Source organism: Couchioplanes caeruleus, from assembly GCF_003751945.1.
GTDB classification, from domain to species: domain Bacteria; phylum Actinomycetota; class Actinomycetes; order Mycobacteriales; family Micromonosporaceae; genus Actinoplanes; species Actinoplanes caeruleus.
In genome coordinates this window covers 3,294,594-3,318,508 of record NZ_RJKL01000001.1, presented here as the reverse complement: position 1 = coordinate 3,318,508, position 23,915 = coordinate 3,294,594, and the positions used below count along the sequence as shown (strand labels likewise).

Genomic DNA, 23,915 nt, shown 5'->3' with positions numbered 1-23,915 from the left:
CTGCCGGACGTGTGACGATCGAACAGGTCACCTTCCGCACCCGCCCGTGAGGAGCGCAGCGATCACCGCCACCGCCGTACCGCCACCGACGCGCCGCCTCTATCGGCCGCGCGAGCACCGCGTCATCGCCGGTGTCGCGGCCGGCATCGCGCGCCACCTCGGCATATCCGTCACAGCGGTCCGCATCGCCCTGGTCCTGCTGCTCGGCTTCAACGGCCTGGGCCTGCTGCTGTACGCCGTCTTCTGGGCGGTGCTGCCGCTGCAGGCGCCGACCGGGGTGACCCCCCGGCGCGACCTGGTGCTGCTGTTGCCGTTCGGCGCCATCGGCCTGGGCGTGGTGCTGCTGCAGGCGCTGGTCTCGAGCGACAACGGCGTGGCCGGGACGGTCGGCTGGCTGGTCGCGGTCATCGCGGTCGGCGCCGGTGTGATCTGGCATCAGTCCGATCCCACCCGGCGCAGCCAGTGGACGGACGGCGCCTCGCAGACCCCGTGGCTTGCCGCCGTGGTAGCCGAGAGTGACCGCCGGTCCTTCGTGTTCCGCTTCATCGGCGGCGGCGTGCTGGTCGCGGTCGGCGTCATCGGCGTGCTGGCGGTCTTCCTGCCCAAGGGCAACCTCACCACGGTCTTCAACGGCGTGATCTTCGCTCTGGTCGGGCTGCTCGGGGTCGGCGTGGTGGTGGCGCCGCTGCTGTGGCGCACGTTCAGCCAGCTCCGCTCCGAGCGGGAGGGGCGCATCCGCGAGCAGGAGCGCGCCGAGGTCGCCGCCATGATTCACGACCAGGTGCTGCACACGCTCGCCCTCATTCAGCGCAACTCCACCGACATCAAAGAGGTGCAGCGGCTCGCCCGAGGTCAGGAACGCTCGCTGCGCAACTGGCTCTACAAACCGGCCGCGTCGCCGACCGAGCGGTTCTCGGCCGCCCTGGAACAGGCCGCCGCCGAGGTCGAGGACACGTACGCGATCTCGGTCGAGACCGTCGTGGTCGGCGACACGCAGTGTGACGAGCGGGTCGCCGCCCTGGTCGCGGCCGCGCGCGAGGCCCTGGTCAACGCCGCCCGGCACGCGGGCGTACGGACCGTCTCGCTGTACGCGGAAGTCGAGGACGACGAGCTCAGCGTCTTCGTCCGCGACCGCGGCGCCGGCTTCGATCTGAACGCGGTGGAAGATACCCGCCATGGCGTACGCGGCTCGATCATCGGACGTATGCAGCGGCACGGCGGCAAGGCCGTGATCCGCAGCGAACCCGGGGACGGCACGGAGGTCCGCCTGACACTGCCCGCCTCGCGCGACAGCGTCGCCGCCGGAAAGGAGAACGCACGATGACCGAGACCGCCGCCGAGGAGGGCCGCCGCCTCACCGTCTTCCTCGTGGACGACCACGCGATGTTCCGGGCCGGCGTCCGCGCCGAGCTGGGCGTGCACGTCGACGTGGTGGGGGAGGCCAGCTCCGTGGCCGAGGCGGTCGCCCGCATCGCCGCCACCGAGCCCGACGTCGTGCTGCTCGACGTGCACATGCCCGACGGCGGGGGCCGGGCCGTGCTGGACGCGATGCGGCGTACGCACCCACAGGTCAAGTTTCTGGCGCTGTCGGTGTCCGACGCCGCCGAGGACGTGATCGGTCTGATCCGGGCCGGCGCGCGCGGCTACGTCACCAAGACCATCTCGCCCGACGAGCTGGCCGCGGCGGTCCGGCGGGTGGCCGACGGCGACGCGGTGTTCAGCCCGCGGTTGGCCGGCTTCGTGCTGGACGCCTTCGCCGCGCGCCCGGACGTCCCGGTGGCCGATCCGGAGCTCGATCAGCTCACCAACCGTGAGCGGGAGGTGCTGCGGTTGCTGGCGCGTGGGTACGCGTACAAGGAGATCGCCAAGGAGCTGTACATCTCCATCAAGACGGTGGAGACGCATGTGTCGAACGTGTTGCGGAAACTGCAGATGTCCAACCGCTATGAACTGTCCAGATGGGCGGCGGATCGTCGGCTCGTCTAGCCGGCCTCATCCATCCGGCGGGGACTTTTCGACGCGCCACGGGCGAAACCCGACATTGCGCTTACGGATCGCTGTCAGACCATTACGACTGACGGGTAACCGCTGGTCAGCGCCTTGTCGTTGACCGAAAGTACGAGCCTTCGGAGACGGCCGAGGCCCAACGGGCGAATATCGGGTTGATAACGGCGGCCTCAAGGACTAGGGCCGCTGTGTAAAGGTGGCACCTACTCACACAACCCCTCGTGAGCGCCCCTGAAGGAGGCACTCCCATGTTTGGGAATCGCCCATGGAAGATGGCGGTCGGCGCGACCGCCATCGCCTTGTTCGCTGCAGGCTGCGGAGGCGGGTCGGAGGAAGCTGACTCCGCGTCCAACAGCATCGTCATCGGAATCGCTGAACCGCAGCACCTGATCCCGTCGAACACGACGGAAAGCGGTGGTGCGCAGGTCCTTGCCGCACTTTTCTACCCGCTCATCGACTTCGACGCGGAGAACAAGCCCTTTGAGGTTGCCGCCGAGTCGGTCACCTCGGACGACAACAAGGTCTGGACGGTGAAGCTGAAGCCGGGCTTCACCTTCCACAACGGCGAGCAGGTTGTCGCCGACAACTACATCGACGCGTGGAACTACGGCGCCTACGGCCCCAACGCCCAGGGTGCCTCCTACTTCTACGAGCGCATCGAGGGTTACGCGGACCTCCAGTCCAAGGACCCGGACGGCGAGGAGGGCCCGCAGAAGGCCCCCGAGCCGAAGGCCAAGACCCTGACCGGTCTGAAGAAGATCGACGACTCGACCTTCACCGTGACGCTCTCCGCGCCGTTCGCCGGCTGGAAGTCCGTCATGGGCTACACCGCCTTCCACCCGCTGCCCAAGGCCGCGTTCTCCGCTCCCGGCAAGATCGCCGACGGCTTCGAGGACGCGATCATCGGTAACGGTCCCTTCAAGATGAAGGGCACCTGGCAGCACGACTCGAAGATCGAGGTCGAGAAGGTCCAGGGCTTCAAGGGCGAGGTACCGAAGATCGACGGCGTGACCTTCAAGATCTACCAGGACGCGAAGGCCGAGTACGCCGACCTCGTCGCCGGCAACGACGACGTGCAGACCCAGATCCCGATCGAGAGCCTGGCGTCCGCGCCGGGCGACCTGGGCGAGCGCTTCAAGAAGAGCCCGGCCTCGACCTTCCAGTTCGTCGGCTTCCCGACGTTCGACAAGTCGTTCTCGAACGTCAACGTGCGTAAGGCCCTCTCCATGGCGGTCAACCGCAAGGAGATCACCGACCAGATCTTCCTCGGCTCGCAGACCCCGGCCGCCAGCTTCGTGTCGCCCGCCGTCGCGGGCTACCGCGAGAACACCTGTGGTGCCAGCTGCGAGTACAACCCCACCGAGGCCAAGAAACTCTGGACGGAGAACAACGGCCCGGCTAAGGTCCAGATCACCTACAACGCCGACGGTGGCCACAAGGCCTGGGTCGACGCGATGTGCAACCAGATCAAGCAGGCGTTGCAGATCGACTGCACCGGTGTCGGCGAGCCCAAGTTCGCCGACCTGCTGACCAAGGTCGAGAAGAAGCAGCCGGTCGGCCTGATCCGCCTCGGCTGGGTCATGGACTACCCGCTGATGGAGAACTACCTCGGCCCGCTGTACGCCACCGGTGGTTCCTCGAACTACTACGGCTACAGCAACCCGGCGTTCGACAACCTGGTGAAGGAAGGCTCCGCGGCGAAGACGACCGAGGAGGCCGTCGCCAAGTGGCAGGCCGCCGAGGACATCCTCGCCAAGGACATGCCCGTCATCCCGCTCCGCTTCGGCCAGAACAACTTCGGCCACTCGGAGAAGGTGACCAACGTAGAGGTGGACATCTTCACTAAGGTGAACCTCTACAAGATCGAAGTGAAGAAGTGATCTAAGCCGTTCGTGCAGTGGTGGCGTCACGGTTTTTGTGAAACCGTGACGCCACCGCTGTGTCTCCCCTCCTATCAGCCGCGCGGCCCACGAGGCCGGGCGGCGCATCTTCCGCGGAAGAGGCTAAATCCGTATGTTCCGCTACATCGTGCGGCGCCTACTACAGATGGTCCTGACGTTCTTCGGGGCCACCTTCATCGTGTACGCGCTGATGTTCGCCAACCAGGACGACCCCCTCCAGGCGTTGGCGGGCGAACGACCCATCTCCGAGAACGTCCGTCTGGCGCTCACTGAGCGATACCACCTCAACGAGCCCTTCCTCATGCAGTACTGGTACTACATGAAGGGCCTGCTGACCGGTGACTTCGGCCAGTCGCTGACCGGTCGCCAGATCAGCGACATGATGGCGACGGCCTGGCCGATCACCATCAAGCTCGCGCTGATGTCCATCGTCATCGTCGCCGTCGTGGCCATCACCGCCGGCGTCATCTCCGGCATCCGCCGTGGCGGCCTGTTCGACAACGTGACGCTGGTGATCACTCTGATCATCCTGTCGCTGCCGATCATCGTGCTCGCCCCGCTGACCCAGCTCATCTTCGGCATCAAGCTCGGCTGGTTCCCTCCCACCGCGGGCGCGAATCCCACCTTCTACGCCCTGTTGATGCCCGCTGTCGTGCTGGGCAGCCTGGTATTGGCGACCGAGCTGCGGGTGACCCGCGCCTCCGTCGCCGAGAACCTGCGCTCCGACTACGTTCGCACGGCTCGCGCGAAGGGTCTGTCCCGCAAGCGGGTGATCGGCGTGCACGTGCTTCGCAACTCGCTCATCCCGGTCGTGACGCTCATCGGCGTCGACATCGGTGGCCTCATGTCCGGCGCGATCGTGACCGAAGGCGTCTTCAACATCCCGGGGGTTGGCTTCAACCTCTTCCGCGGCATCCGGACCGAGGACGGTCCGCTCGTGGTCGGGTTCGTCAGCATCCTCGTGATCGTCTTCCTGGTCGTGAACCTGCTGGTCGACCTGTTGTACGCCGCCCTCGACCCAAGGATTCGTTATGAGTGACATCGACGCCGTAGTCTCCGCCGCGGGCCCCGGCGGTGAGGCGCCGACCGAACCCCGGCACGCCAGCAAGAAGGACAAGCCGCGCAGCCTTGCCGCCGACGCCTGGATCGACCTCCGCAAGAGCAAAATTTTCTGGTTCGCGGCGGTGCTGGTCGTCATCATCACGCTGATGGCGGTATGGCCCGGGTTGTTCGGCGCCGGCGACCCGCGCGACTGCAACCTGTCGCGCCAGCACGACGGCCCCACCGGTAACGCCTTCTTCGGCTTCGACTACCAGGGCTGTGACATCTACGCGAAGACCATCTACGGCGCGCGCAACTCGCTGCAGGTGAGCATCGTGGCGACTCTGCTCGCCGGCATCATCGGCCTGATCTTCGGGCTCGGCGCCGGCTACTTCGGCGGCTGGGTGGACGCTGTGCTGTCGCGTTTCATCGACGTCGTCCTCGGCATCCCGTTCCTGCTCGCCGCGATCGTGCTGGCCAAGCGCCTCTCGGCCGACCCGTCCAGCGACGGCGTCATGGCGGTGACCCTGACCCTCGGCTTCCTCGGCTGGACGACGGCGGCGCGCATCATGCGCTCCTCGGTCATCGCCTCCAAGAACCAGGACTACGTGGCGGCGGCCCGAATGCTCGGCTCCGGCCCGGCGCGGCTGATGATGCGGCACATCCTGCCGAACTCGACCGCGTCCTTCATCGTGGTGCTGACCCTGTTGCTGGGCACCAACATCGCCAGCGAGGCGACGCTGTCGTACCTCGGCATCGGCCTCAAGAACGACGCCATTTCCTGGGGCATCTCGATCGCCGAGGCGGGTCCGTTGGCCCGGGTCGAGCCCGGCCCGCTGATCTGGCCGTCCGTCTTCCTCGCGGCCACGGTGCTGGCTTTCATCATGCTCGGCGACGCCGTCCGCGACGCCTTCGACCCGAAGTTGCGGTGACCGCAGACATGACCGACATCAAGGCGCAGATCGACGTGCTGCCGGGCCTGGACCCGCACGCCCCGCTGCTCGAAGTGAACGACCTGCACGTGGAGTTCCGCACCCAGTACGGCGTCGCCCACGCCGTCAACGGTGCCAACTTCGCGCTGTCGCCCGGTGAGACCCTCGCCATCCTCGGCGAGTCCGGCTGCGGCAAGTCCGTGACCGCGCAGGCGATCATGGGCATCCTGGACAGCCCGCCCGGCTACATCACCAAGGGCGAGGTCAAGTACCGCGGCCTCGACCTGCTGAAGCTGCCGGAGAAGCAGCGCCGCAAGGTGCGTGCCAATCAGATCGCGATGATCTTCCAGGACGCGCTGTCGGCCCTGAACCCGGTGTTCACGGTCGGATACCAGCTCAGCGAGCTCTTCCGGAAGCACCGGGGCATGTCCCGGGCCGATGCCAAGAAGCGCGCGATCGAGCTGCTCGACCAGGTCAAGATCCCGGCCGCCCGGGCTCGGATCGGCGACTACCCGCACCAGTTCTCCGGCGGTATGCGGCAGCGCGTGATGATCGCGATGGCGCTGGCGCTGGACCCCGAGGTGCTCATCGCCGACGAGCCCACCACGGCGCTCGACGTGACCGTGCAGGCCCAGATCATGGGCCTGCTCGCGGAGCTCCAGCAGCAGCGCAACATGGGCCTCATCCTCATCACGCACGACATGGGCGTGGTGGCGGACGTCGCGGACCGCATCTCCGTGATGTACGCGGGCAAGGTCGTCGAGGAGGCGCCGGTCTACGACATCTACGCGCGCCCGTCTCACCCGTACGCGAAGGCCCTGCTCGAGTCGATCCCCCGCCTCGACATGAAGGGTCAGCAGCTCAACGTCATCCGGGGCCTGCCGCCGGCGCTGACCGCCATCCCGAAGGGCTGCGCCTTCAACCCGCGCTGCGCCTACGTCCAGGACGTGTGCCGGCAGGACCCGCCGCCACCGCCGTACGTCGTCGCGCCGGGGCGTACCTCCCGGTGCCACTTCTGGCGGGACGTGGTCGGCGAATGAGCGAGCGTACGTGCGAATCAGTGAGTGAGTGCATGGCCGAGGCCATCGCCGGAGCGCCAGGGGAGGCGATGGTATGAGCGACCGCAACGACGTGGTGCTCGAGACCCGAGGTCTCAAGAAGCACTTCCCGATCACCCAGGGCATCGTCTTCCAGTCGAAGGTCGGCGCCGTGCGGGCGGTCGACGGCGTGGACCTCCAGTTGCGCCGCGGCGAGACGCTCGGCGTGGTGGGCGAGTCCGGCTGCGGCAAATCGACGCTGGCCAAGCTGCTCGTCGGGCTGGAGAAGCCGACCGCGGGCTCGATCAACGTCCGCGGCCAGGACATGGTCAAGCTCAAGGGCGGCATGCTCCGCAGAGCCCGCCGCAACATCCAGATGGTGCTGCAGGACCCGTACACGTCGCTCAACCCGCGCATGACGGTCGGCGACATCATCGGCGAACCGTTCGAGATCCACCCCGAGGTGACCCCTCGCAAGGGGCGCGAGAAGGCCGTGCAGGACCTGCTGGACACGGTCGGCCTCAACCCCGACCACGTCAACCGCTATCCGCACCAGTTCTCCGGCGGCCAGCGCCAGCGCATCGGCATCGCCCGGGCGCTCGCGCTCAAGCCCGAGATCATCGTCTGCGACGAGCCGGTCTCCGCGCTCGACGTGTCGATCCAGGCACAGGTGATCAACCTGCTGGAGGGGCTGCAGCGCGACTTCGGCCTCTCGTACATCTTCATCGCCCACGACCTGTCCGTGGTCCGCCACATCTCGGACCGGGTCGCGGTCATGTACCTCGGCAAGGTTGTCGAGATCGGCGGCGACGAGCAGATCTACGAGAACCCGACGCACCCGTACACGCAGGCTCTGCTGTCGGCAGTACCCGTGCCGGACCCGAGGCTGCGCGGTCACCGCGACCAGATCGTTCTGGAGGGCGACGTGCCGTCGCCGGCGAACCCCCCTTCGGGCTGCCGGTTCCGCACGCGGTGCTGGAAGGCCCAGCCGGTCTGCGCCGAGCAGGAGCCGCTGCTGCAGATTCGGGAGCGCTCGCCGCACCCGAGCGCCTGCCACTTCGCAGAGCCGCGGGACGTGGTTCACGCGGTGTGAATGTCGGCTTTCGGCGTTGAGGGGTCCGTCCGGGTGGGCGGGCCCCTTTCGCTTGTGTGCAGATCACATTCTGGATGACTCGGGTTCGTCGTGGTCCGAGACGTCGCTCCCGCCAGAGACCGGGCGCGGGCGCCCAGTCGCCTGGCGGCTCCTGAGCGGCCGCCCGCACCCTGCCACGTGCGTGAGTGGCTGAGCTTCACCCGAAGATCAAACCCGCGAGGGCGGTCAGAGGGGCCCGCGGCCGGCGCGGAGCAGGAGGAGCGCCACCTGGGTGCCGTCGGGGCCCAGAGCCTCGCGGAACCGCTCGACGATCTCACGTTCGCGCGACAGCACCAGGCGGGTGCCGCCGGAGGCCATGCGGGTGCGTCCGACCTGCTGCGACAGGTGCGATCGTTCCAGCCAGAGGTCGATCAGCGCCTGATCGATCGCGTCGATGCGCTCGCGGATCGCGTGGATCTCGTCGGCCGCGAGCTGGTCGCTGGTGCCGGTCGGCTGGCCGGCGGCATCGTGCCCGGCGGTGGCCGCGGTTTCGGGCTGGTCGATCAGGTCTGCGGTCATGTCCTGCTCCTCGGGTGCTGAGGCCGCGGTCGGCCCAGCCCGGGCAGCATCAAGCCCCGGGCTGGGAAGCCCGGGGCTTGATGTAGGCATGTCGTTCAGACGCGTCCTACGGTCGCCGGACCTCCGGTGCCGTAGTAAAAATACGAAGCGCGCTGAATCACGAAGCGAGTATGCCCCCGGTCCGGGCCGCCCCGCAAGGAAACGGCCCGAAGCGTGGGATGACGCTCTGGCGGGCCTTGCTCAGCCGGCCTTGGTGATGCGGTTGGCCGGGCCCGGCGCGATCGGGTCGCCGGCGCTGAGGTAGCCGATGAGGGCGTCGATGTCGAAGCCCGCCGCCGTGGTCCGGTTGGTGCCGAGGGCCAGGTTCGTGAACCCGTCGCCGCCGTTCGCGAGGAAGTCGTTCGTCGTCACCCGGTACGACGCCGCCGGATCGATCGGCGTGCCGTTCAGCTTCAGCTCGGACACCTTCGAGCCGGGCGCCGCGGTGCTGTTCCAGGTGTAGGTCACGCCGGCCGACACCTGCAGGATGCGCTGGGTGGTCTGGCCGCCGAAGCCGACGAACTGCTGCTCCAGCACGTCCTTGAGCTGCGCGCCGGTGAGGGTCTGGGTCACCACGAGGTTGTTGAACGGCTGGACCGTGAACGCCTCGCCGTACGTCACCTTGCCGTCGGGCTCGCCGCCCGCGGACCCCTCGGCGTCGAAGTCGGCGCGGATGCCGCCCGGGTTCATGAGCGCGAGCTGGGCGCCGTCGTTCTTGGTCCAGGCGAGCTGGCCGTCCGCGATGACGTCACCGAGCGGCGACTCGCCGTTGGCGCCCACCGTACGCACGATGTCGCCCGTGATGGTGCCGACGACCTTGTTGGCGATCGGCGCGACCGCCGTACGGTACTTGTCGGCGACCTTCTTGGCCTTGGCGTCCACCGTGTCGGGGTTCTTCAGGAAGGCGCCGGTGGCGGGGTCCTTCTTCCAGCCGCCGTTGCCGTCCGGCACGCCGTTCTCGACGACCACGTTCTTCGCCGTGACCTCGGCGAACCGGCCGGTGCGCCGGTCGATGGTGTAGTCGATGTCGGTGACGACCTGTCCGTTGTTGCCGGCGCTGGTCACCACCGAGGTGCCCTTCGCGTTGGGCAGCTCGCACGAGTAGAACTTGTGCGTGTGCCCGGAGACCACCAGGCTGAACTCGGGGTTGAGGCCCTTGACGATGTCGACGACCGGGCCGCCGAAGTCGTTGCAGTCGGAGACGCCGGGCACCGGGTTGTCCTCGGAGCCCTTCTGCGTGCCGCCCTGGTGCAGGAGCAGCACCTGCGCCTTGATGCCGAACAGCTTTAGCAGGCTGCCCCACTTGTTGGCAGTCTGGATCTCGTTGGCGAACCGCACGTTCTTGATGCCGGCCGGGTTGACGATGCCGGGGGTGCCCTCGAGGGTCAGGCCGACGAAGGCGACCGGCTGTCCCTGAACGAACTTGATGTCGATCGGGGGCAGGATCGGCAGGCCGGTCTTCTTGCTGATGGTGTTGGCGGCGAGGTAGGTGAACTTCGCCCCGCGGTATCCGTCGCCGTCCTGGCACCCGTCGACCGGGTGGCAGCCGCCGCGCTGGATGCGGATCAGCTCGTCGACGCCCTCGTCGAACTCGTGGTTGCCGACCGACGAGACCTGCAGGCCGACCTCGTTCATGAGCTCGATCGTCGGCTCGTCGTGGAACGCGGCGCTGACCAGCGGCGTGCCGCCGATGAGGTCGCCGGCGCCGACGGTGAGCGTCTGCCGGCCGTCCTGGGCCGCCTCGGCCCGCAGCTTCTTCAGGTAGGTGGCCAGGTATTCGACGCCGCCCGCGGGGACGCCGTTGACGACCGCCCCGGACCCGGCGGGCGGGTCGATGGCGCCGTGGAAGTCGTTGTAGCTGAGGAACTGGCCCTTGACGGTCGGTCCGTACGGAAGCCCGTAGTTGACGCTGATCGGTGCGAGGCCGGCCAGATACTCGGGGGCGGCGGGGGCGTCCTCGGAGCGGGTCGTCGGCAGCGTGGCGACGACGGCCAGTGCGAGGGCGGGTACGGCGAGGTGACGCAGCACAGCCCAGCCGCGACGGCGGGGGTGGTTCATAGTATGTGGTCTCCCGGTCGGGGTGAGATCAATCAACCTCGACAGCCTGGTGCATCGACGCTGGTCAGCGCTACTACTTCCGGATGACAGGTTGGTTGCGAGCGCCGGTCGCGCAACCTTTTCGTGGCGTTTCCGCCCTCGGTGCGCCCCCGGGTCCCGCAAAGATTGTCGGACCCCGGGCATAGACTTGTCCGCGCGATGCGAGCCCTTCCCGAAAATACGCAGCCCCTGTTCGCGATGCCCGCGGTTAAGCCGCCGAGCCAGCACCCGGCCTCCCCGGCCTCCCCAGGCGAGCCGCGGCGGGCCGCGCCCCGGCGCCTCGATCCGGAGGCGCTGCTGGCCGGCCTCAACGGGCCGCAGCGCGACGCGGTCACCCACGCCGGCTCGCCGCTGCTCATCGTCGCCGGTGCGGGATCGGGCAAGACCCGGGTGCTGACCCACCGGATCGCTCATCTGCTCGCCGAGCGGGACGTGCATCCCGGCCAGATCATCGCGATCACCTTCACCAACAAGGCCGCCGGCGAGATGAAGGAACGGGTTGCCGCCATCGTCGGCCCGCGCGCCCGGTTGATGTGGGTTTCGACCTTCCACTCGGCCTGCGTGCGCATCCTGCGGGCCGAGCACGAGCACGCCGGGCTCAAGAGCACCTTCTCGATCTACGACGCCGACGACTCGCGGCGCCTGATGCAGCTCGTCGCCCGCGAGCTCGACCTCGACCCCAAGCGCTACACCGCGCGCGGCCTCGCCGCCCAGGTGTCCAACCTCAAGAACGAGCTGATCGACCCGGCCGCGTTCAAGGAGAAGGCCAAGGGGCCCAACGAGCGGGCCGTCGCCGAGGCGTACGAGCTCTATCAGCGTCGCCTCCTCGAGGCGCACGCGCTCGACTTCGACGACATCATCATGGCCACCGTGCACCTGTTCCAGTCGCACCCGCACGTCGCCGAGGCCTACCGCCGGCGCTTCCGGCACGTGCTCGTCGACGAATACCAGGACACCAACCACGCGCAGTACATGCTGGTCAAGGAGCTCGTCGGCACCCAGGGCGGCGAGGTCCCCCCGGCCGAGCTGTGCGTGGTCGGCGACGCCGACCAGTCGATCTACGCGTTCCGTGGCGCGACGATCCGCAACATCCTGGAGTTCGAGCGCGACTACCCCGACGCGCGCACGATCCTGCTGGAGCAGAACTACCGCTCCACCCAGACGATCCTGTCCGCGGCGAATGCCGTCATCGACCGCAACACCAGCCGCAAGCCCAAGCGGCTCTGGAGCGACCAGGGTGCCGGCGAGCAGATCGTCGGCTATGTGGCCGACACCGAGCACGCCGAGGCCGACTGGGTCGCGCGGGAGATCGACCGGTTGGGCGACAGCCACGAGGTGCGGCCGGGGGATGTGGCCGTGTTCTACCGTACGAACGCGCAGTCCCGGGTTTTCGAAGAGGTCTTCATCCGCGTCGGCCTGCCCTACAAGGTTGTCGGCGGCGTGCGCTTCTACGAGCGCAAGGAGGTGCGCGACGCGCTCGCCTACCTGCGCTCTGTGGTCAACGACGACGACACGGTGAGCATCCGCCGGGTCCTCAACACCCCGAAGCGGGGCATCGGCGACCGCGCCGAGGCATGCGTCGAGGCACTGTCCACTCGCGACCGCATCTCCTTCGGTCAGGCCCTGCGCCACGCCCGGAACGCGCCGGGCATCTCCACCCGGGCCGCCAACAGCATCGCGGACTTCGTCCAGCTCCTCGACGACCTGCGGGAGCTGTCCCGGACGGCACCCCCGGAGGAGGTGCTGGAGGCCGTGCTCCAGCGCTCCGGCCTGTTGTCCGAATTGGAGGAGAGCCTCGATCCGCAGGACCAGGGCCGCGTGGAGAACCTCCAGGAGCTCGTCAGCGTCGCCCGCGAGTACACCGAACGCGTCGAGGCGCAGGCCGAGGAGGAGGACGCGCAGGCCGCCACCCTGGCCGGCTTCCTCGAGCAGGTCGCACTCGTCGCCGACGCCGACCAGATCCCCAGCGACGACCCGGACCACCAGGGCGTGGTCACCCTCATGACGCTGCACACGGCGAAGGGCCTGGAGTTCCCGGTGGTCTTTCTCACCGGGCTCGAGGACGGCGTCTTCCCGCACATGCGCGCCCTCGGCGACAACACCGAGCTGGAAGAGGAGCGGCGGCTCGCCTACGTCGGCATCACCCGCGCCCGCCAGCGGCTCTACCTGTCCCGCGCGGTGACCCGCTCGGCGTGGGGACAGCCGCAGTACAATCCGCCGTCCCGGTTCACCGACGAGCTTCCGCCGGAGTTGGTGCGCTGGGAGCGTACGGCCGGCTCGTACACGTCATGGTCGGGTACCGGCGGCGGCGTGGGCGGCCGCGGCGGCGACCTCGGGCGTGGCGGCGACTCGGGGCGTGGCTTCGGCCGCGGTGGTGGCTTCGCCGGGGGAACGCCCAAGGCGCAACGCCTCGCCGAGCGACTCGGGGTGGACGCCAGCAAGCTGACCACGGCCAGCGAGATGAAGCAGCCCCCGAAGGTGGCGGCCGGCGACCGCGTCAACCACCAGCGGTACGGGCTGGGCCGGGTGGTGACCGTGGAGGGTCAGGGTCCGGGCGCCCGCGCCCAGATCGACTTCGGCGACCAGGTCATGTGGCTGATCCTGCGGCACGCGCCCATCGAGAAGCTGTAACCGCCCGGACCGCCCCCGGTCAGTTCTTGAACGTCGCGCAGCCGGCGATGTCGACAGCGTGCCTGTGTGGCAGGCGTCGGTCGGCTTCCGGTCAGGCCTCGAACGTCGCGCAGCCGGCGATGTCGACGCCGTGCTCGTGCATCCACCGGGTGGGCTCGATCGGGTTCTGGTAGCTGCCCTCGTGCACCTCGAAGTGCAGGTGCGGACCGGTCGAGTGACCCGTGGAGCCCTCCCCGCCGATCTGGTCGCCCGCCTCGACCCGCTGGCCGACCGTGGCAGTGATCACCGACAGGTGGCCGTAGTGGGTGAGGTAACCGTTGCCGTGGTCGATCAGCACCGCGTTGCCGTACCCCTCGGCGGGACCCGCGGAGACCACGACGCCCTTGCCCACGGCGCGGATGGGGGTACCCGTGGGCGCGGCGAGATCGAGGCCCGCGTGCAGGCGTCCCCAGCGCTGGCCGAAGCAGGACGTGACCGTGCCTTCCGGCATGGGATGCACCCACTGCGGAAGCGGCTTGACCTTGCGGCGCTGGGCGACGAACGGCTGACCGTCCGGCTCGGCGCCCGCGGCCACCGCCGAGGCCACGCTGGCCGCCGCCTTCTGGGTCAGGCCGGCCGCCGACGGGGTCGCGCTGGTCGCCGCCGTCGGGGCGACGCTGGTCGCCGGGGACGGGGACGACGTGAGGCTGGGGGAAGGGGTCACGCTCGCCTGGCTGTTCGCCCGTGCCACCGCTCTGGCCGGCGTGCTGCCGTCGCTCGCGGCGGCGACCCCGGTGACGCCCACGCCCGCGACGAGGGCCGCGGCCACGGCGTAGCGGCCCTTCTCGGCGATCGGCTCGCGCGGGGCACGGTGGCTGTGCAGCGGGATGGTCCTGCGGTGCCGGCCGGGCGCGTTCCGTGGGGCTCGATGCTGCACGGTGGGTTGATCCTCCAGGCTCCGACGTCGGTCCGACACCTGCCTGTCGGCACCGGGCCGGGGGGCCCTGAGTGGGCCCGCCGACGTGCTACCGCCCCGGTTGCCGGCCGGTTGCGGAGTGGCCGGAATCGGCCGTCGTCGCCGGGAAACGCCGGCCTCAGCGGCGGCGGGTCGGGTGTGGGGCTCGGCGGTCCACCGGACGGACTCCATCTCGATGACGGCGCGGCAGGCCGGTCCGGAAGATCGTCAGGCAGCGACGCACAGCGGCGACCGGCGCACGGAACGCGGGCGGTGGCGCGGCAAGCGGTGGAACCGCAGAGGAGAGCGGTCGCGGGAGGAAGAGACGGCACGGACGCACATGCAGCCACAGAAAAAGGGTGGGCGCGGCGCGACAGGAGGAGGGGCGGGCGGGGAAGTCCTGTGGCCGCGGAAGAAGAGGGTGGCCGCGGAGGAAGGGTGGCGTGGGAGCCGTGTGGCCGCGGGGGAGATGGCGCGGTGAGGTAGTGGCCAGCGGGCCCCGGTGGCCGCGGAAAGCGGCCGGGTCGCTCGGGGAGGGAGGGGGAGCGGCTCAGGAGGCCGCGAGCGTCCCGAGGACGGAATCGATCTTGAGCTTGATGTCGACGCCGTGGTCCCTCAGGAAGCCGATCGGGTCGGTCGGGGAGCCGTCGACGTGCACCTCGAGGTGCAGGTGGGTGCCGTACGAATATCCGGTGTTGCCGACCTCGCCGATGATCTGTCCGGCCTGCACCTGGTCTCCGGCCTGCACCAGCAGGCGGCGGGAGTGAGCGTAGATCATCTCGGTGCCGTCGTCGTGCTTGACGGTGATCGAGTAGCCGTAGCCGCCGTTGTAGCCGGCCGAGGTCACCTCGCCGCCGTGGACCGCCTTGTAGGGCGTTCCCTCCGGGGCTGCCAGGTCGATGCCGGCGTGGAGCTTGCCGAAGCGGATGCCGTAGGGGGCGGTGAACTCGTAGTCCTCGAGGGGCAGGTGCCAGGCCTGAGCGGCGGCCTCCTCCTCGCTGACCGGGGCGGTGGCGGCGACGGTGCGCTCCTCGCCGCGGGAGGCGCGGTCGCCGGAGTCTGCCGAGCGCTCCGCCAGGGCCTCCTGGGCGGTGGCGGCCTCTTCGAGGTTCTGCAGGACCGTCGGGTTGACGGCCTTGGCGTCGGGCAACTGCGACGCCGATCCGAGGGCGACGACTCCCGCGCCGACGAAGGCGGAGGTGACGACCGCGGCGTAGCGGCTGCGCGGAGGAGTCGGGACGCGGCGACGGCCGCGATAGCGGTCGGGCTCAGACGACAAGCGCTGACGCACGAACAACCCTCCGTCGGTGACGATAAGCGGCAGCCACCGGGGGATAGCAGGTGCTGAACGGTGGTTTGCCGAGCCGCAGGTCCGGGTTTAACCGGTTGACAGCCGGGAGCCACGGTAACGAAACGCAACGCCGGTCACAAGTCGCAGCGCCAATTCCCTGACAGTTCTGTCGGAGCATTCGACGGTGATTGTCCGAGTTGGTCAGCTTTTCTGAGGAGCTGCAGGGTTGTCCCTCCGTAGCTAGGTAACTAACACAACGTAATGTGACGGGGAATACAATGAACGGTGCTTGCATCGGAGCGCCCGAGCCTCTTCGGTGCCGGCGGATAGTACGGAGCGGCGGCTACCAGGGTTCAACGTGCCCGGGTTACCGTTCGTTAAGGTCTGACTCGACGCGCGCCGAAGGGGTCGCAACATGCAAGCACGGATCAGGGTCGTGGTCGCCAAGCCGGGACTCGACGGGCACGACAGAGGAGCCAAGGTGGTGGCCCGGGCCCTGCGTGACGCCGGCATGGAGGTGGTCTACACCGGGCTGCACCAGACGCCCGAGCAGATCGTCGAGACGGCCGTCCAGGAGGATGCCGACGCGATCGGCCTCTCGGTGCTCTCGGGTGCCCACATGACGCTCTTCAAGCGGGTCCTGGAACTGCTCGCCGAACGCGATGCAGCCGACATCGTCGTTTTCGGCGGAGGCATCATTCCGGCCGACGACATCGCCGAGTTGGAAAAGATCGGCGTCGCCCACATTTTCACTCCGGGCGCGACGACGGCATCCATCATCGAATGGGTGCGCGCCAATGTGGCGACCCCCGTTTCTTGACGGATAATCACCAAATAACTGCGAAGAGTTAAGGGGAGAGGCCGGACGCACCCCTCACACGTCCGGCCTCTCATGCACGATGCCCCGCCGCCACCCCTCGACCGACAGGGCATCGGCCGCCTTCGTCGTCGCTCAGCGCTCCGACACCACACTCAACGACGCCTCCGGGGCGGGGTTACGCGGTGTTCTGAGTGAGGATCAAGATCTTTGGGATTTGGTACGCGGCTCCCCACCCCCCCACCGCAACAACGTGGCCGGACCGCCTCCGGCGGCTACCGCGCCCGGGCCGTCGTGCGTCCCGGCCGTCCCCCGCCGCCGGCCGAGCCGGGCAGACAGTAGGCCGGGGCGGGCAGGCGGCGGGCACCCAGTGGCCGGGCTGGGCACGCAGTGGGCCGGGGCGGGCAGGCGGCGGGCACCCAGTGGCCGGGCTGGGCACGCAGTGGGCCGGGGCGGGCAGGCGGTGGGCACCCAGTGGCCGGGCTGGGCACGCAGTGGGCCGGGGCGGGCAGGCGGTGGGCCGGAGGGGGCGGACGGCCTGGAGTGGCTACGGTCCGGAGCGGTAGCCGCCGAAGGCGGTCCAGCCCCGGTGTCGCGGTTGGTTGCCCGTGTCCGCGTACCTGAGAACGGTTCTGAGGTTCTTCAAGCTCTTGAGCGTCGTGAAAGTCGTGAAACCTGTGCCGTCTTGCACAGCAACCCCCCGCGAACCCCTTGGACTCCGCTGACTGGCTAGGCTGCGAATCGAGGCCTCGAGCATCACCGGGGCCGACATTCCTCACGCTGGCGGCGACGCAACGACGCGCCGCGCACAAGGTCGGGACGCAGGTACGCGGCTTGCCGGGGCAAGCGTCGCGAGCGAAAGGAGACACGTGGACCTGTTCGAGTATCAGGGGCGCGACCTGTTCGAACGGCACGGGCTGCCCGTGCTGGGCGGCGGCGTCGCCGAGACCCCTCAGGAGGCGCGGGCGATCGCCGAGCGCCTCGGTGGCAAGGTCGTCGTGAAGGCCCAGGTCAAGGTCGGTGGCCGGGGCAAGGCCGGTGGCGTCAAGCTGGCGACGGACGCGAACGAGGCCGAGGCTCGCGCGACCGACATCCTCGGGATGGACATCAAGGGCCACACCGTGCACAAGGTGATGCTCGCGGAGACCGCGGACATCAAGGAGGAGTACTACTTCTCCTACCTGCTGGACCGCGCCAACCGCACCTTCCTCTGCATCGCCAGCGTCGCCGGCGGCATGGAGATCGAGACGGTCGCCGAGGAGGACCCGGAGCGGGTCGCCAAGATCGCGATCGACGCGACCAAGGGTGTGGACGAGGCCAAGGCGCGCGAGATCGTCGCCGCCGCGAAGTTCCCGGCCGAGGTCGCCGAGCACGTCGTCGACATCGCGGTGAAGCTGTGGCAGGCGTTCGTCGCCGAGGACGCCACCCTGGTCGAGGTCAACCCGCTCGCCAAGGTCGGCGACGGCCGGGTGCTCTGCCTGGACGCGAAGATCACGCTGGACGAGAACGCCGGGTTCCGGCACCCCGACCACGAGGCGCTGGTGGACCAGTCCGCGGTCGACCCGCTGGAGCAGGCCGCCAAGGCCAAGAACCTCAACTACGTCAAGCTCGACGGCGAGGTCGGCATCATCGGCAACGGCGCGGGCCTGGTCATGTCGACGCTCGACGTGGTCGCGTACGCGGGCGAGAAGCACGGCGGGGTCAAGCCGGCCAACTTCCTCGACATCGGCGGTGGCGCCAGCGCGCAGGTGATGGCGAACGGCCTCGAGATCGTGCTGGGTGACCCGGCGGTCAAGTCGGTCTTCGTGAACGTCTTCGGCGGCATCACCGCCTGTGACGAGGTCGCCAACGGCATCATCCAGGCCCTCGCCCTGCTCGGCGAGCGCGGCGAGGCCGTCACCAAGCCGCTCGTGGTCCGCCTCGACGGCAACAACGCCGAGGCCGGCCGGGCGATCCTGGACTCGGCCAACAACCCGCTGGTGCAGCGGGTGGACACGATGGACGGTGCGGCCGAGCGTGCCGCCGAGCTCGCGGCTGCGGGGAAGTGACGACATGGCTATCTGGCTCACCAAGGACTCCAAGGTCATCGTCCAGGGCATGACCGGCTCGGAGGGTTCGAAGCACACCCGCCGCATGCTGGCCGCCGGCACCAACGTGGTCGGCGGCGTGAACCCGCGCAAGGCGGGCACGACCGTGGACTTCGACGGCACCGCGCTGCCGGTCTTCGCGAGCGTGGCGGAGGCCATGAAGGAGACCGGCGCCGACGTGTCGGTCATCTTCGTGCCGCCGGCGTTCACCAAGGCCGCCGTGCTCGAGGCCATCGACGCGGAGATCCCGCTCGCGGTCGTCATCACCGAGGGCGTGCCGGTGCAGGACTCGGCCGCGTTCTGGGCGTACAACGTGTCGCAGGGCGAGAAGACCCGTATCATCGGCCCGAACTGCCCCGGCATCGCGTCCCCGGGCGCGTCGAACGCGGGCATCATCCCGGCCGACATCACCCCGGCCGGCCGCATCGGCCTGGTCTCGAAGAGCGGCACGCTGACCTACCAGCTCATGTACGAGCTGCGGGACTTCGGCTTCTCCACCTGTGTGGGCATCGGCGGTGACCCGATCATCGGTACCACCCACATCGACGCCCTCAAGGCGTTCCAGGAGGACCCCGACACCGACGCGATCGTGATGATCGGCGAGATCGGTGGCGACGCCGAGGAGCGGGCGGCCGAGTTCATCAAGGCCAACGTCACCAAGCCGGTCGTCGGCTACATCGCGGGCTTCACCGCGCCTCCCGGCAAGACGATGGGCCACGCGGGCGCGATCATCTCCGGCTCGGCGGGCACGGCCGACGCCAAGAAGGAGGCCCTCGAGGCCGCGGGCGTCAAGGTCGGGAAGACCCCGAGCGAGACCGCCCGGCTCATGCGCGAGGTCATGAGCTGATTTTGGTACGGCCACAGGCGCGCCGCCGCACGGACCTTCCCGGCCCGTGTCGCGGCGCGCCCGTGTATCTCCCCGGCGCTCGGAGCCGGCCGGGAACGTTCGTCTGGCTTGCCGCATTCGGCCTGGTCCGGGCGTCCGCCGCGGCGGACGGCTGCGGCGCGTCGCCGGTTCTGCGTCGCCGCGGGCCGTCCGGCGTGCAAAAGTAGGCGGCGATGCCGACCACACCCGACCGTCCCGACGGTCGACCCGCCGGCTCGGGGGACCCGATCGAGGCCGCCGAGGCCGACGACGCTGCCTTCGCGCGGGGCCGCCCGGTGCCGACACCACCCGGGCGGGCCGAGCCCGAGCCGGACGACGACTTCGACATCGTGCGGGACACGGTGGCGGCGGGCGTGCGCCCGGCCGCGCCGGACCACGCCGAGGCACGCCCGGGCCCCGCCTCGCCTCGTGCCGGCCGGGAGCAGGACCGGGCCACCGTCACGGTCGATCCCCGCAACCACCCCACCGTCACGGTCGATCGGAGCACCCATCCGACCGTCACCGTGCCCGACCAACGCCGCCCCGCCGACTCCCGGGGCCGTGCGCCGCTGCCGGTGGCCGCCGCGTTCGCCACCGCGTGGGCCGCGCTGCTCTCGTACGTGCCGGTCGCCGCCGTCATCGGGCTGGCCCGGGCCCTCGAGGACCAGGGCGGAGTGAGCGGCGCCGCGCACGCCGGGCTCGCGGGATGGCTGCTCGGCCACGGCGTGCCCATCGGCACGTCGATCGGTCCGCTGGGCCTGGCCCCCCTGCTGCTCACGCTGCTGGCCGGATGGCGGCTCAACCGGGCGGGCCTGCACGTCACCCGGGCCGTCGGGGCCCGGCGCAGCGGCTCACCGCGGGCAGCGATGCTGGTGGCGGCCGCGATCGGTGCCGCGTACGGAACCCTCGGCTTGCTGGCCGCCCTCGTCGTCGACGGCCGCGGCACGGACGTCTCGCCGGGGCGCGCCGCGTTCCACCTCTTCCTCGCCGGCTTCGTGTGTTCGCTCATCGGGTCGCTGCGCGGCACGGACGCCCTGGTCGTGATCGCCCGCCGGCTGCCGCCGCCGGTGCGGCACGCCCTGCGCACCGGCGTGGTGGCGGCGCTGCTGATCCTCGCCGCCGGCGCGGCCTTCGCGGGGCTCTCCGTCGCGGTCGGCGGCGGGCAGGCCGCCGACATGACCGGTGCGTACCGCACCGGCGTCGTGGGCCAGGCGGGCATCACCCTGGTGAGTCTCGGGTACGGGGCCAACGGCGCGGTGTGGGCCGCGGCCTATCTGCTCGGCCCCGGCTTCCTGCTGGGCACCGACTCGGCCGTACGCCTGACCGAGCTGAGCGTCGGCCCGCTGCCGACCCTGCCACTGCTGGCCGGCCTGCCGGACGGACCCATGGGCGCGAGCGGCGCGGCGCTGCTGGCGGTGCCGGTCCTGGCCGCGATGGCCGCCGGCTGGCTGCTGACCCGGCGCCTGATGGGCGTGCACCACGTCGTCGGCGGGCACCTGCGGGACAACCGCCACGCGGTACGCCCGGGCGACGCGCTGCCGGCCGAGCCGGCGTGGTCGCTGGTGCTGGGCTCGGCGCTGCTCGCCGGCCCGGTGGCGGGCCTGGTGCTGGGCGTGCTGGCCTGGCTGTCCGGGGGGCCGCTCGGCGACGGCCGGATGGCGCAGATCGGCCCGGTGCCGTGGCACGTCGCCCTGATCGCGACCACGGTCGTCGCAGTGTCGAGCGGCATCGGCGCGGCGGCCGGACGCGCTTTCCGCGCCCCGGTCCACAAGTAGCCGCCCCGGCCCGCAAGTAGCTGCTTCGGCCCGCAAGTAGCCGCCCCGGGAAACAAGTAGCGGCCTCGGGAAACGAAAACGGGCGCCCGGGCCGAAGCCGGGGCGCCCGTTCGTGCCGCTACGACTACCGGGTGGTCGTGGAGAAGTTGTACAGGTCCGTGGTGGCGTAGAGGACGATCTGCAGGATCAGGAGCAGAGCCGTGAGGCCGAAGCCCACGTATGCCAGGATGGGCTCCTTGCGGAACTTCTTGGCCTCCAGCAGGCTCAGCACCGAGAAGACGACGGCGAGCGGCGTGCAGCAGAAGGCGAAGACGATGCCCAGGACACCCCAGAGCGTGGTCTTGTCGTTGCCCGGAGCGGCCGGCGGCTGCTGTCCGTAGTAGGGCGGCGGGGTCATGGGCGAATCCTCCAGTTAACTCCGCCCTCAGGCGGTGATGTGCAGATCAGTCGCGCCCGGTGCTGCCACGCGAGCGGCCCGCAGCCTAACTGATGATCAGCGGTTTTGCTGTCCCCGTTTCGACCCGTCTGTGGTGGCGTACGGGTCCGACGGTAGGGTGCTCGCGTGACAGACCCCGCGCCCTCCCGCCTGGTCGTCCTCGTCTCCGGCTCCGGCAGCAACCTGCAGGCACTTCTCGACGCCTCCGCGGATCCCGCGTACGGCGCGCAGGTCGTCGCCGTCGGTGCCGACCGGGACGGTATCGCCGGCCTCGACCGTGCCACGGCCGCCGGAGTTCCCACGTTCGTGGACTCCGTGAAGGACCATCCGACCCGAGACGACTGGGACGCCGCCCTCACCGCGCACGTCGCGGCGTACGAACCCGATCTGGTGATCTCGGCGGGCTTCCTCAAGCTCGTCGGCAAGCAGTTCCTCGACGCGTTCGGCGACCGCTACGTCAACACCCACAACGCGCTGCTCCCGGCGTTCCCGGGCATCCACGGACCCCGCGACGCGCTGGCCTACGGCGTGAAGATCGCCGGCGCGACCCTCTTCTTCGTCGACGCCGGTGTCGACACCGGACCCATCATCGCCCAGGTCAGCGTGCCCGTGCTCGACGACGACACGGAGGCGACGCTGACCGAGCGGATCAAGGAAGCCGAGCGCCGGCAGCTCGTCGAGTACGTCGGCCGGCTGGTCCGCGAAGGCTGGACCATCACGGACAGGAAGGTCACCATCCCATGACCGAGCGAAGCGAGGGCATCATCAGCCTCAGCCCGTCCGTGCCTCATGACGGCATGGAGCGAAGCGGAGTGCCGGCATGAGCGGGGGGCGTCGCCCGATCAAGCGGGCTTTGCTGAGCGTGTACGACAAGACCGGCCTCGTCGAGCTCGCGCAGGCGCTGCACGGCGCCGGGGTGCAGATCGTCTCCACCGGCTCGACCGCGTCGACGGTCGAGGGCGCCGGCGTGCCGGTGACCCGGGTGGAGGAGCTGACCGGCTTCCCCGAGTGCCTGGACGGACGGGTCAAGACCCTGCACCCGCGCGTGCACGCCGGCCTGCTCGCCGACCTGCGCCTGCCGGACCATGAGCGGCAGCTTGCCGAGCTCGACATCGCGCCCTTCGACCTGCTGGTGAGCAACCTGTACCCGTTCACCCAGACGGTGGCGTCGGGCGCGAGCGTGGACGAGTGCGTCGAGCAGATCGACATCGGCGGCCCGGCGATGGTACGGGCGGCGGCGAAGAACCACCCGTCGGTGGCGGTGGTGACGGCCGTGGCGGCGTACCCGCTGATCGTGGACGCCCTGCGCGACGGCGGTTTCACGCTGACGCAGCGCAAGATGCTCGCCGCTCGCGCCTTCGCCGACATCGCGGAGTACGACGTCGCGGTCGCGAACTGGTGCGCCACCACCCTCTCGCCTGCGGAGTGGCCGGAGTTCGCCGGGCTCGCGTTGCAGCGGCAGAGCCCGCTGCGCTACGGCGAGAACCCGCACCAGCAGGCGGCCCTCTACACCGACCCGAACGCGCCCGCCGGGCTCGCGCAGGCGGAGCAGTTGCACGGCAAGGAGATGTCGTACAACAACTACGTCGACGCCGACGCGGCCTGGCGCAGCACGAACGACTTCACCGAGCCCTGCGTCGCGATCATCAAGCACGCCAACCCGTGCGGCATCGCGATCGGCACGGACGTGGCCGACGCGCACCGCAAGGCGCACGCCTGCGACCCGGTGTCGGCGTTCGGCGGTGTCATCGCGGTCAACCGAGAGGTGACGCCGGAGCTGGCCAAGCAGCTCGACGGCATCTTCACCGAGGTCATCGTCGCGCCGTCGTTCGACCCGGAGGCGCTGGCGGTCTTCCGCGAGAAGAAGAACCTGCGCGTGCTCGCCGCGCCGGCCTGGAAGCCGCCCCCCGCGGAGATCAAGCAGATCGGCGGCGGCGTTCTGGTGCAGCTCGCCGACCGCATCGACGCCGACGGCGACGACCCGGCCGGCTGGACCCTGGCGACCGGCCCGGCGGCCGGGCCCGAGGACCTGCGCGATCTCGCGTTCGCCTGGCGCGCCGTCCGGTCGGTGAAGAGCAACGCGATCCTGCTCGCCCGCGACGGCGCCACCGTCGGTGTCGGGATGGGCCAGGTCAACCGGGTCGACTCCGCGCACCTCGCGGTCAACCGGGCCGGCGCGGAGCGGGCGAGCGGCAGCGTGGCCGCCTCGGACGCGTTCTTCCCCTTCCCGGACGGGCTCGAGGTGCTGATCGCGGCCGGGGTGAAGGCCGTGGTGCAGCCGGGCGGCTCGATCCGGGACAACCTGGTCATCGAGGCGGCCGAGAAGGCGGGGATCACCGTCTACCTGACCGGCACCCGGCACTTCTACCACTGA

Annotated in this window: 19 protein-coding genes; 14 read left to right on the top strand and 5 right to left on the bottom strand. The window is 69.9% G+C overall.

Features of this window, described 5'->3' with window-relative positions; all coding sequences use genetic code 11:
* Positions 1 to 46: 46 nt before the first annotated feature.
* The 7 genes from EDD30_RS14645 to EDD30_RS14615 all read left to right on the top strand — a co-directional run bounded on the left by EDD30_RS14645 (position 47) and on the right by EDD30_RS14615 (position 8,011).
* Positions 47 to 1,324, top strand: a complete 1,278-nt coding sequence (locus EDD30_RS14645; protein ID WP_071808858.1) for an ATP-binding protein — start codon at positions 47 to 49, stop codon at positions 1,322 to 1,324.
* Positions 1,321 to 1,986 carry a response regulator gene (locus EDD30_RS14640; protein ID WP_071808857.1) on the top strand — a complete coding sequence of 222 codons (666 nt, stop codon included), beginning with the start codon at positions 1,321 to 1,323 and terminating at the stop codon, positions 1,984 to 1,986. The genes EDD30_RS14645 and EDD30_RS14640 overlap by 4 nt, the downstream gene beginning before the upstream one ends.
* Positions 1,987 to 2,255: 269 nt before the next feature.
* Complete coding sequence (locus tag EDD30_RS14635) at positions 2,256 to 3,887, top strand: peptide ABC transporter substrate-binding protein (RefSeq protein WP_071808856.1); 1,632 nt, start codon at positions 2,256 to 2,258, stop codon at positions 3,885 to 3,887.
* A 133-nt stretch (positions 3,888 to 4,020) separates the two neighbouring features.
* A complete protein-coding gene (locus tag EDD30_RS14630; RefSeq protein ID WP_071808855.1) occupies positions 4,021 to 4,947 on the top strand; it encodes an ABC transporter permease in 927 nt (308 codons plus the stop codon).
* Positions 4,940 to 5,881, top strand: coding sequence for an ABC transporter permease (locus EDD30_RS14625; protein WP_071808854.1), 942 nt, complete (start codon positions 4,940 to 4,942; stop codon positions 5,879 to 5,881). Before EDD30_RS14630 ends, EDD30_RS14625 begins: the two co-directional genes overlap by 8 nt.
* 8 nt (positions 5,882 to 5,889) lie before the next feature.
* Complete coding sequence (locus EDD30_RS14620; RefSeq protein ID WP_071808859.1) at positions 5,890 to 6,921, top strand: ABC transporter ATP-binding protein; 1,032 nt, start codon at positions 5,890 to 5,892, stop codon at positions 6,919 to 6,921.
* 73 nt (positions 6,922 to 6,994) lie between these two features.
* Positions 6,995 to 8,011 (top strand): ABC transporter ATP-binding protein, encoded by a 1,017-nt coding sequence (locus EDD30_RS14615; protein WP_071808853.1) that lies wholly within the window; start codon positions 6,995 to 6,997, stop codon positions 8,009 to 8,011.
* Between the two features lie 225 nt (positions 8,012 to 8,236).
* On the opposite strand, the gene EDD30_RS14610 is transcribed toward EDD30_RS14615, so the two are convergent.
* Positions 8,237 to 8,569: a chorismate mutase gene (locus EDD30_RS14610; RefSeq protein ID WP_071808852.1), complete on the bottom strand. Its 333-nt coding sequence runs from the start codon at positions 8,567 to 8,569 to the stop codon at positions 8,237 to 8,239.
* A 240-nt stretch (positions 8,570 to 8,809) separates the two neighbouring features.
* Positions 8,810 to 10,666 carry a bifunctional metallophosphatase/5'-nucleotidase gene (locus tag EDD30_RS14605; RefSeq protein WP_071808851.1) on the bottom strand — a complete coding sequence of 619 codons (1,857 nt, stop codon included), beginning with the start codon at positions 10,664 to 10,666 and terminating at the stop codon, positions 8,810 to 8,812.
* A 237-nt stretch (positions 10,667 to 10,903) separates the two neighbouring features.
* On the opposite strand from EDD30_RS14605, the gene pcrA reads away from it, so the two are divergent.
* Positions 10,904 to 13,336, top strand: coding sequence for a DNA helicase PcrA (gene pcrA / locus EDD30_RS14600; RefSeq protein ID WP_071808850.1), 2,433 nt, complete (start codon positions 10,904 to 10,906; stop codon positions 13,334 to 13,336).
* A 91-nt stretch (positions 13,337 to 13,427) separates the two neighbouring features.
* Here the strand turns inward: pcrA and EDD30_RS14595 are convergent, their stop codons facing one another.
* Together EDD30_RS14595 and EDD30_RS14590 are read right to left on the bottom strand one after the other, a co-directional pair.
* A complete protein-coding gene (locus tag EDD30_RS14595) occupies positions 13,428 to 14,252 on the bottom strand; it encodes a M23 family metallopeptidase (protein ID WP_244945245.1) in 825 nt (274 codons plus the stop codon).
* 568 nt (positions 14,253 to 14,820) lie between these two features.
* A complete protein-coding gene (locus EDD30_RS14590; RefSeq protein ID WP_071808091.1) occupies positions 14,821 to 15,561 on the bottom strand; it encodes a M23 family metallopeptidase in 741 nt (246 codons plus the stop codon).
* A gap of 415 nt (positions 15,562 to 15,976) precedes the next feature.
* Between EDD30_RS14590 and icmB the strand changes: the two genes are divergently transcribed.
* From icmB to EDD30_RS14570, 4 genes are all read left to right on the top strand, one after another.
* Complete coding sequence (gene icmB / locus EDD30_RS14585; protein ID WP_071808089.1) at positions 15,977 to 16,381, top strand: coenzyme B12-dependent isobutyryl CoA mutase small subunit; 405 nt, start codon at positions 15,977 to 15,979, stop codon at positions 16,379 to 16,381.
* An 866-nt stretch (positions 16,382 to 17,247) separates the two neighbouring features.
* Entirely contained in the window at positions 17,248 to 18,426 is a 1,179-nt protein-coding gene (gene sucC, locus EDD30_RS14580) for an ADP-forming succinate--CoA ligase subunit beta (RefSeq protein ID WP_071808088.1), read from the top strand.
* Positions 18,427 to 18,430: 4 nt separating this feature from the next.
* Positions 18,431 to 19,312 carry a succinate--CoA ligase subunit alpha gene (gene sucD, locus EDD30_RS14575; protein WP_071808090.1) on the top strand — a complete coding sequence of 294 codons (882 nt, stop codon included), beginning with the start codon at positions 18,431 to 18,433 and terminating at the stop codon, positions 19,310 to 19,312.
* A 212-nt stretch (positions 19,313 to 19,524) separates the two neighbouring features.
* Positions 19,525 to 21,105: a cell division protein PerM gene (locus EDD30_RS14570; protein WP_123678288.1), complete on the top strand. Its 1,581-nt coding sequence runs from the start codon at positions 19,525 to 19,527 to the stop codon at positions 21,103 to 21,105.
* Between the two features lie 124 nt (positions 21,106 to 21,229).
* Here EDD30_RS14570 and EDD30_RS14565 read toward each other — a convergent pair whose 3' ends face one another.
* Positions 21,230 to 21,502: a hypothetical protein gene (locus tag EDD30_RS14565; RefSeq protein ID WP_071807241.1), complete on the bottom strand. Its 273-nt coding sequence runs from the start codon at positions 21,500 to 21,502 to the stop codon at positions 21,230 to 21,232.
* A 165-nt stretch (positions 21,503 to 21,667) separates the two neighbouring features.
* Between EDD30_RS14565 and purN the strand changes: the two genes are divergently transcribed.
* On the top strand, positions 21,668 to 22,285 hold the full coding sequence (gene purN / locus EDD30_RS14560) for a phosphoribosylglycinamide formyltransferase (protein ID WP_071807240.1): 618 nt from the start codon (positions 21,668 to 21,670) through the stop codon (positions 22,283 to 22,285).
* Positions 22,286 to 22,361: 76 nt separating this feature from the next.
* Positions 22,362 to 23,915 carry a bifunctional phosphoribosylaminoimidazolecarboxamide formyltransferase/IMP cyclohydrolase gene (gene purH / locus EDD30_RS14555; protein ID WP_071807239.1) on the top strand — a complete coding sequence of 518 codons (1,554 nt, stop codon included), beginning with the start codon at positions 22,362 to 22,364 and terminating at the stop codon, positions 23,913 to 23,915.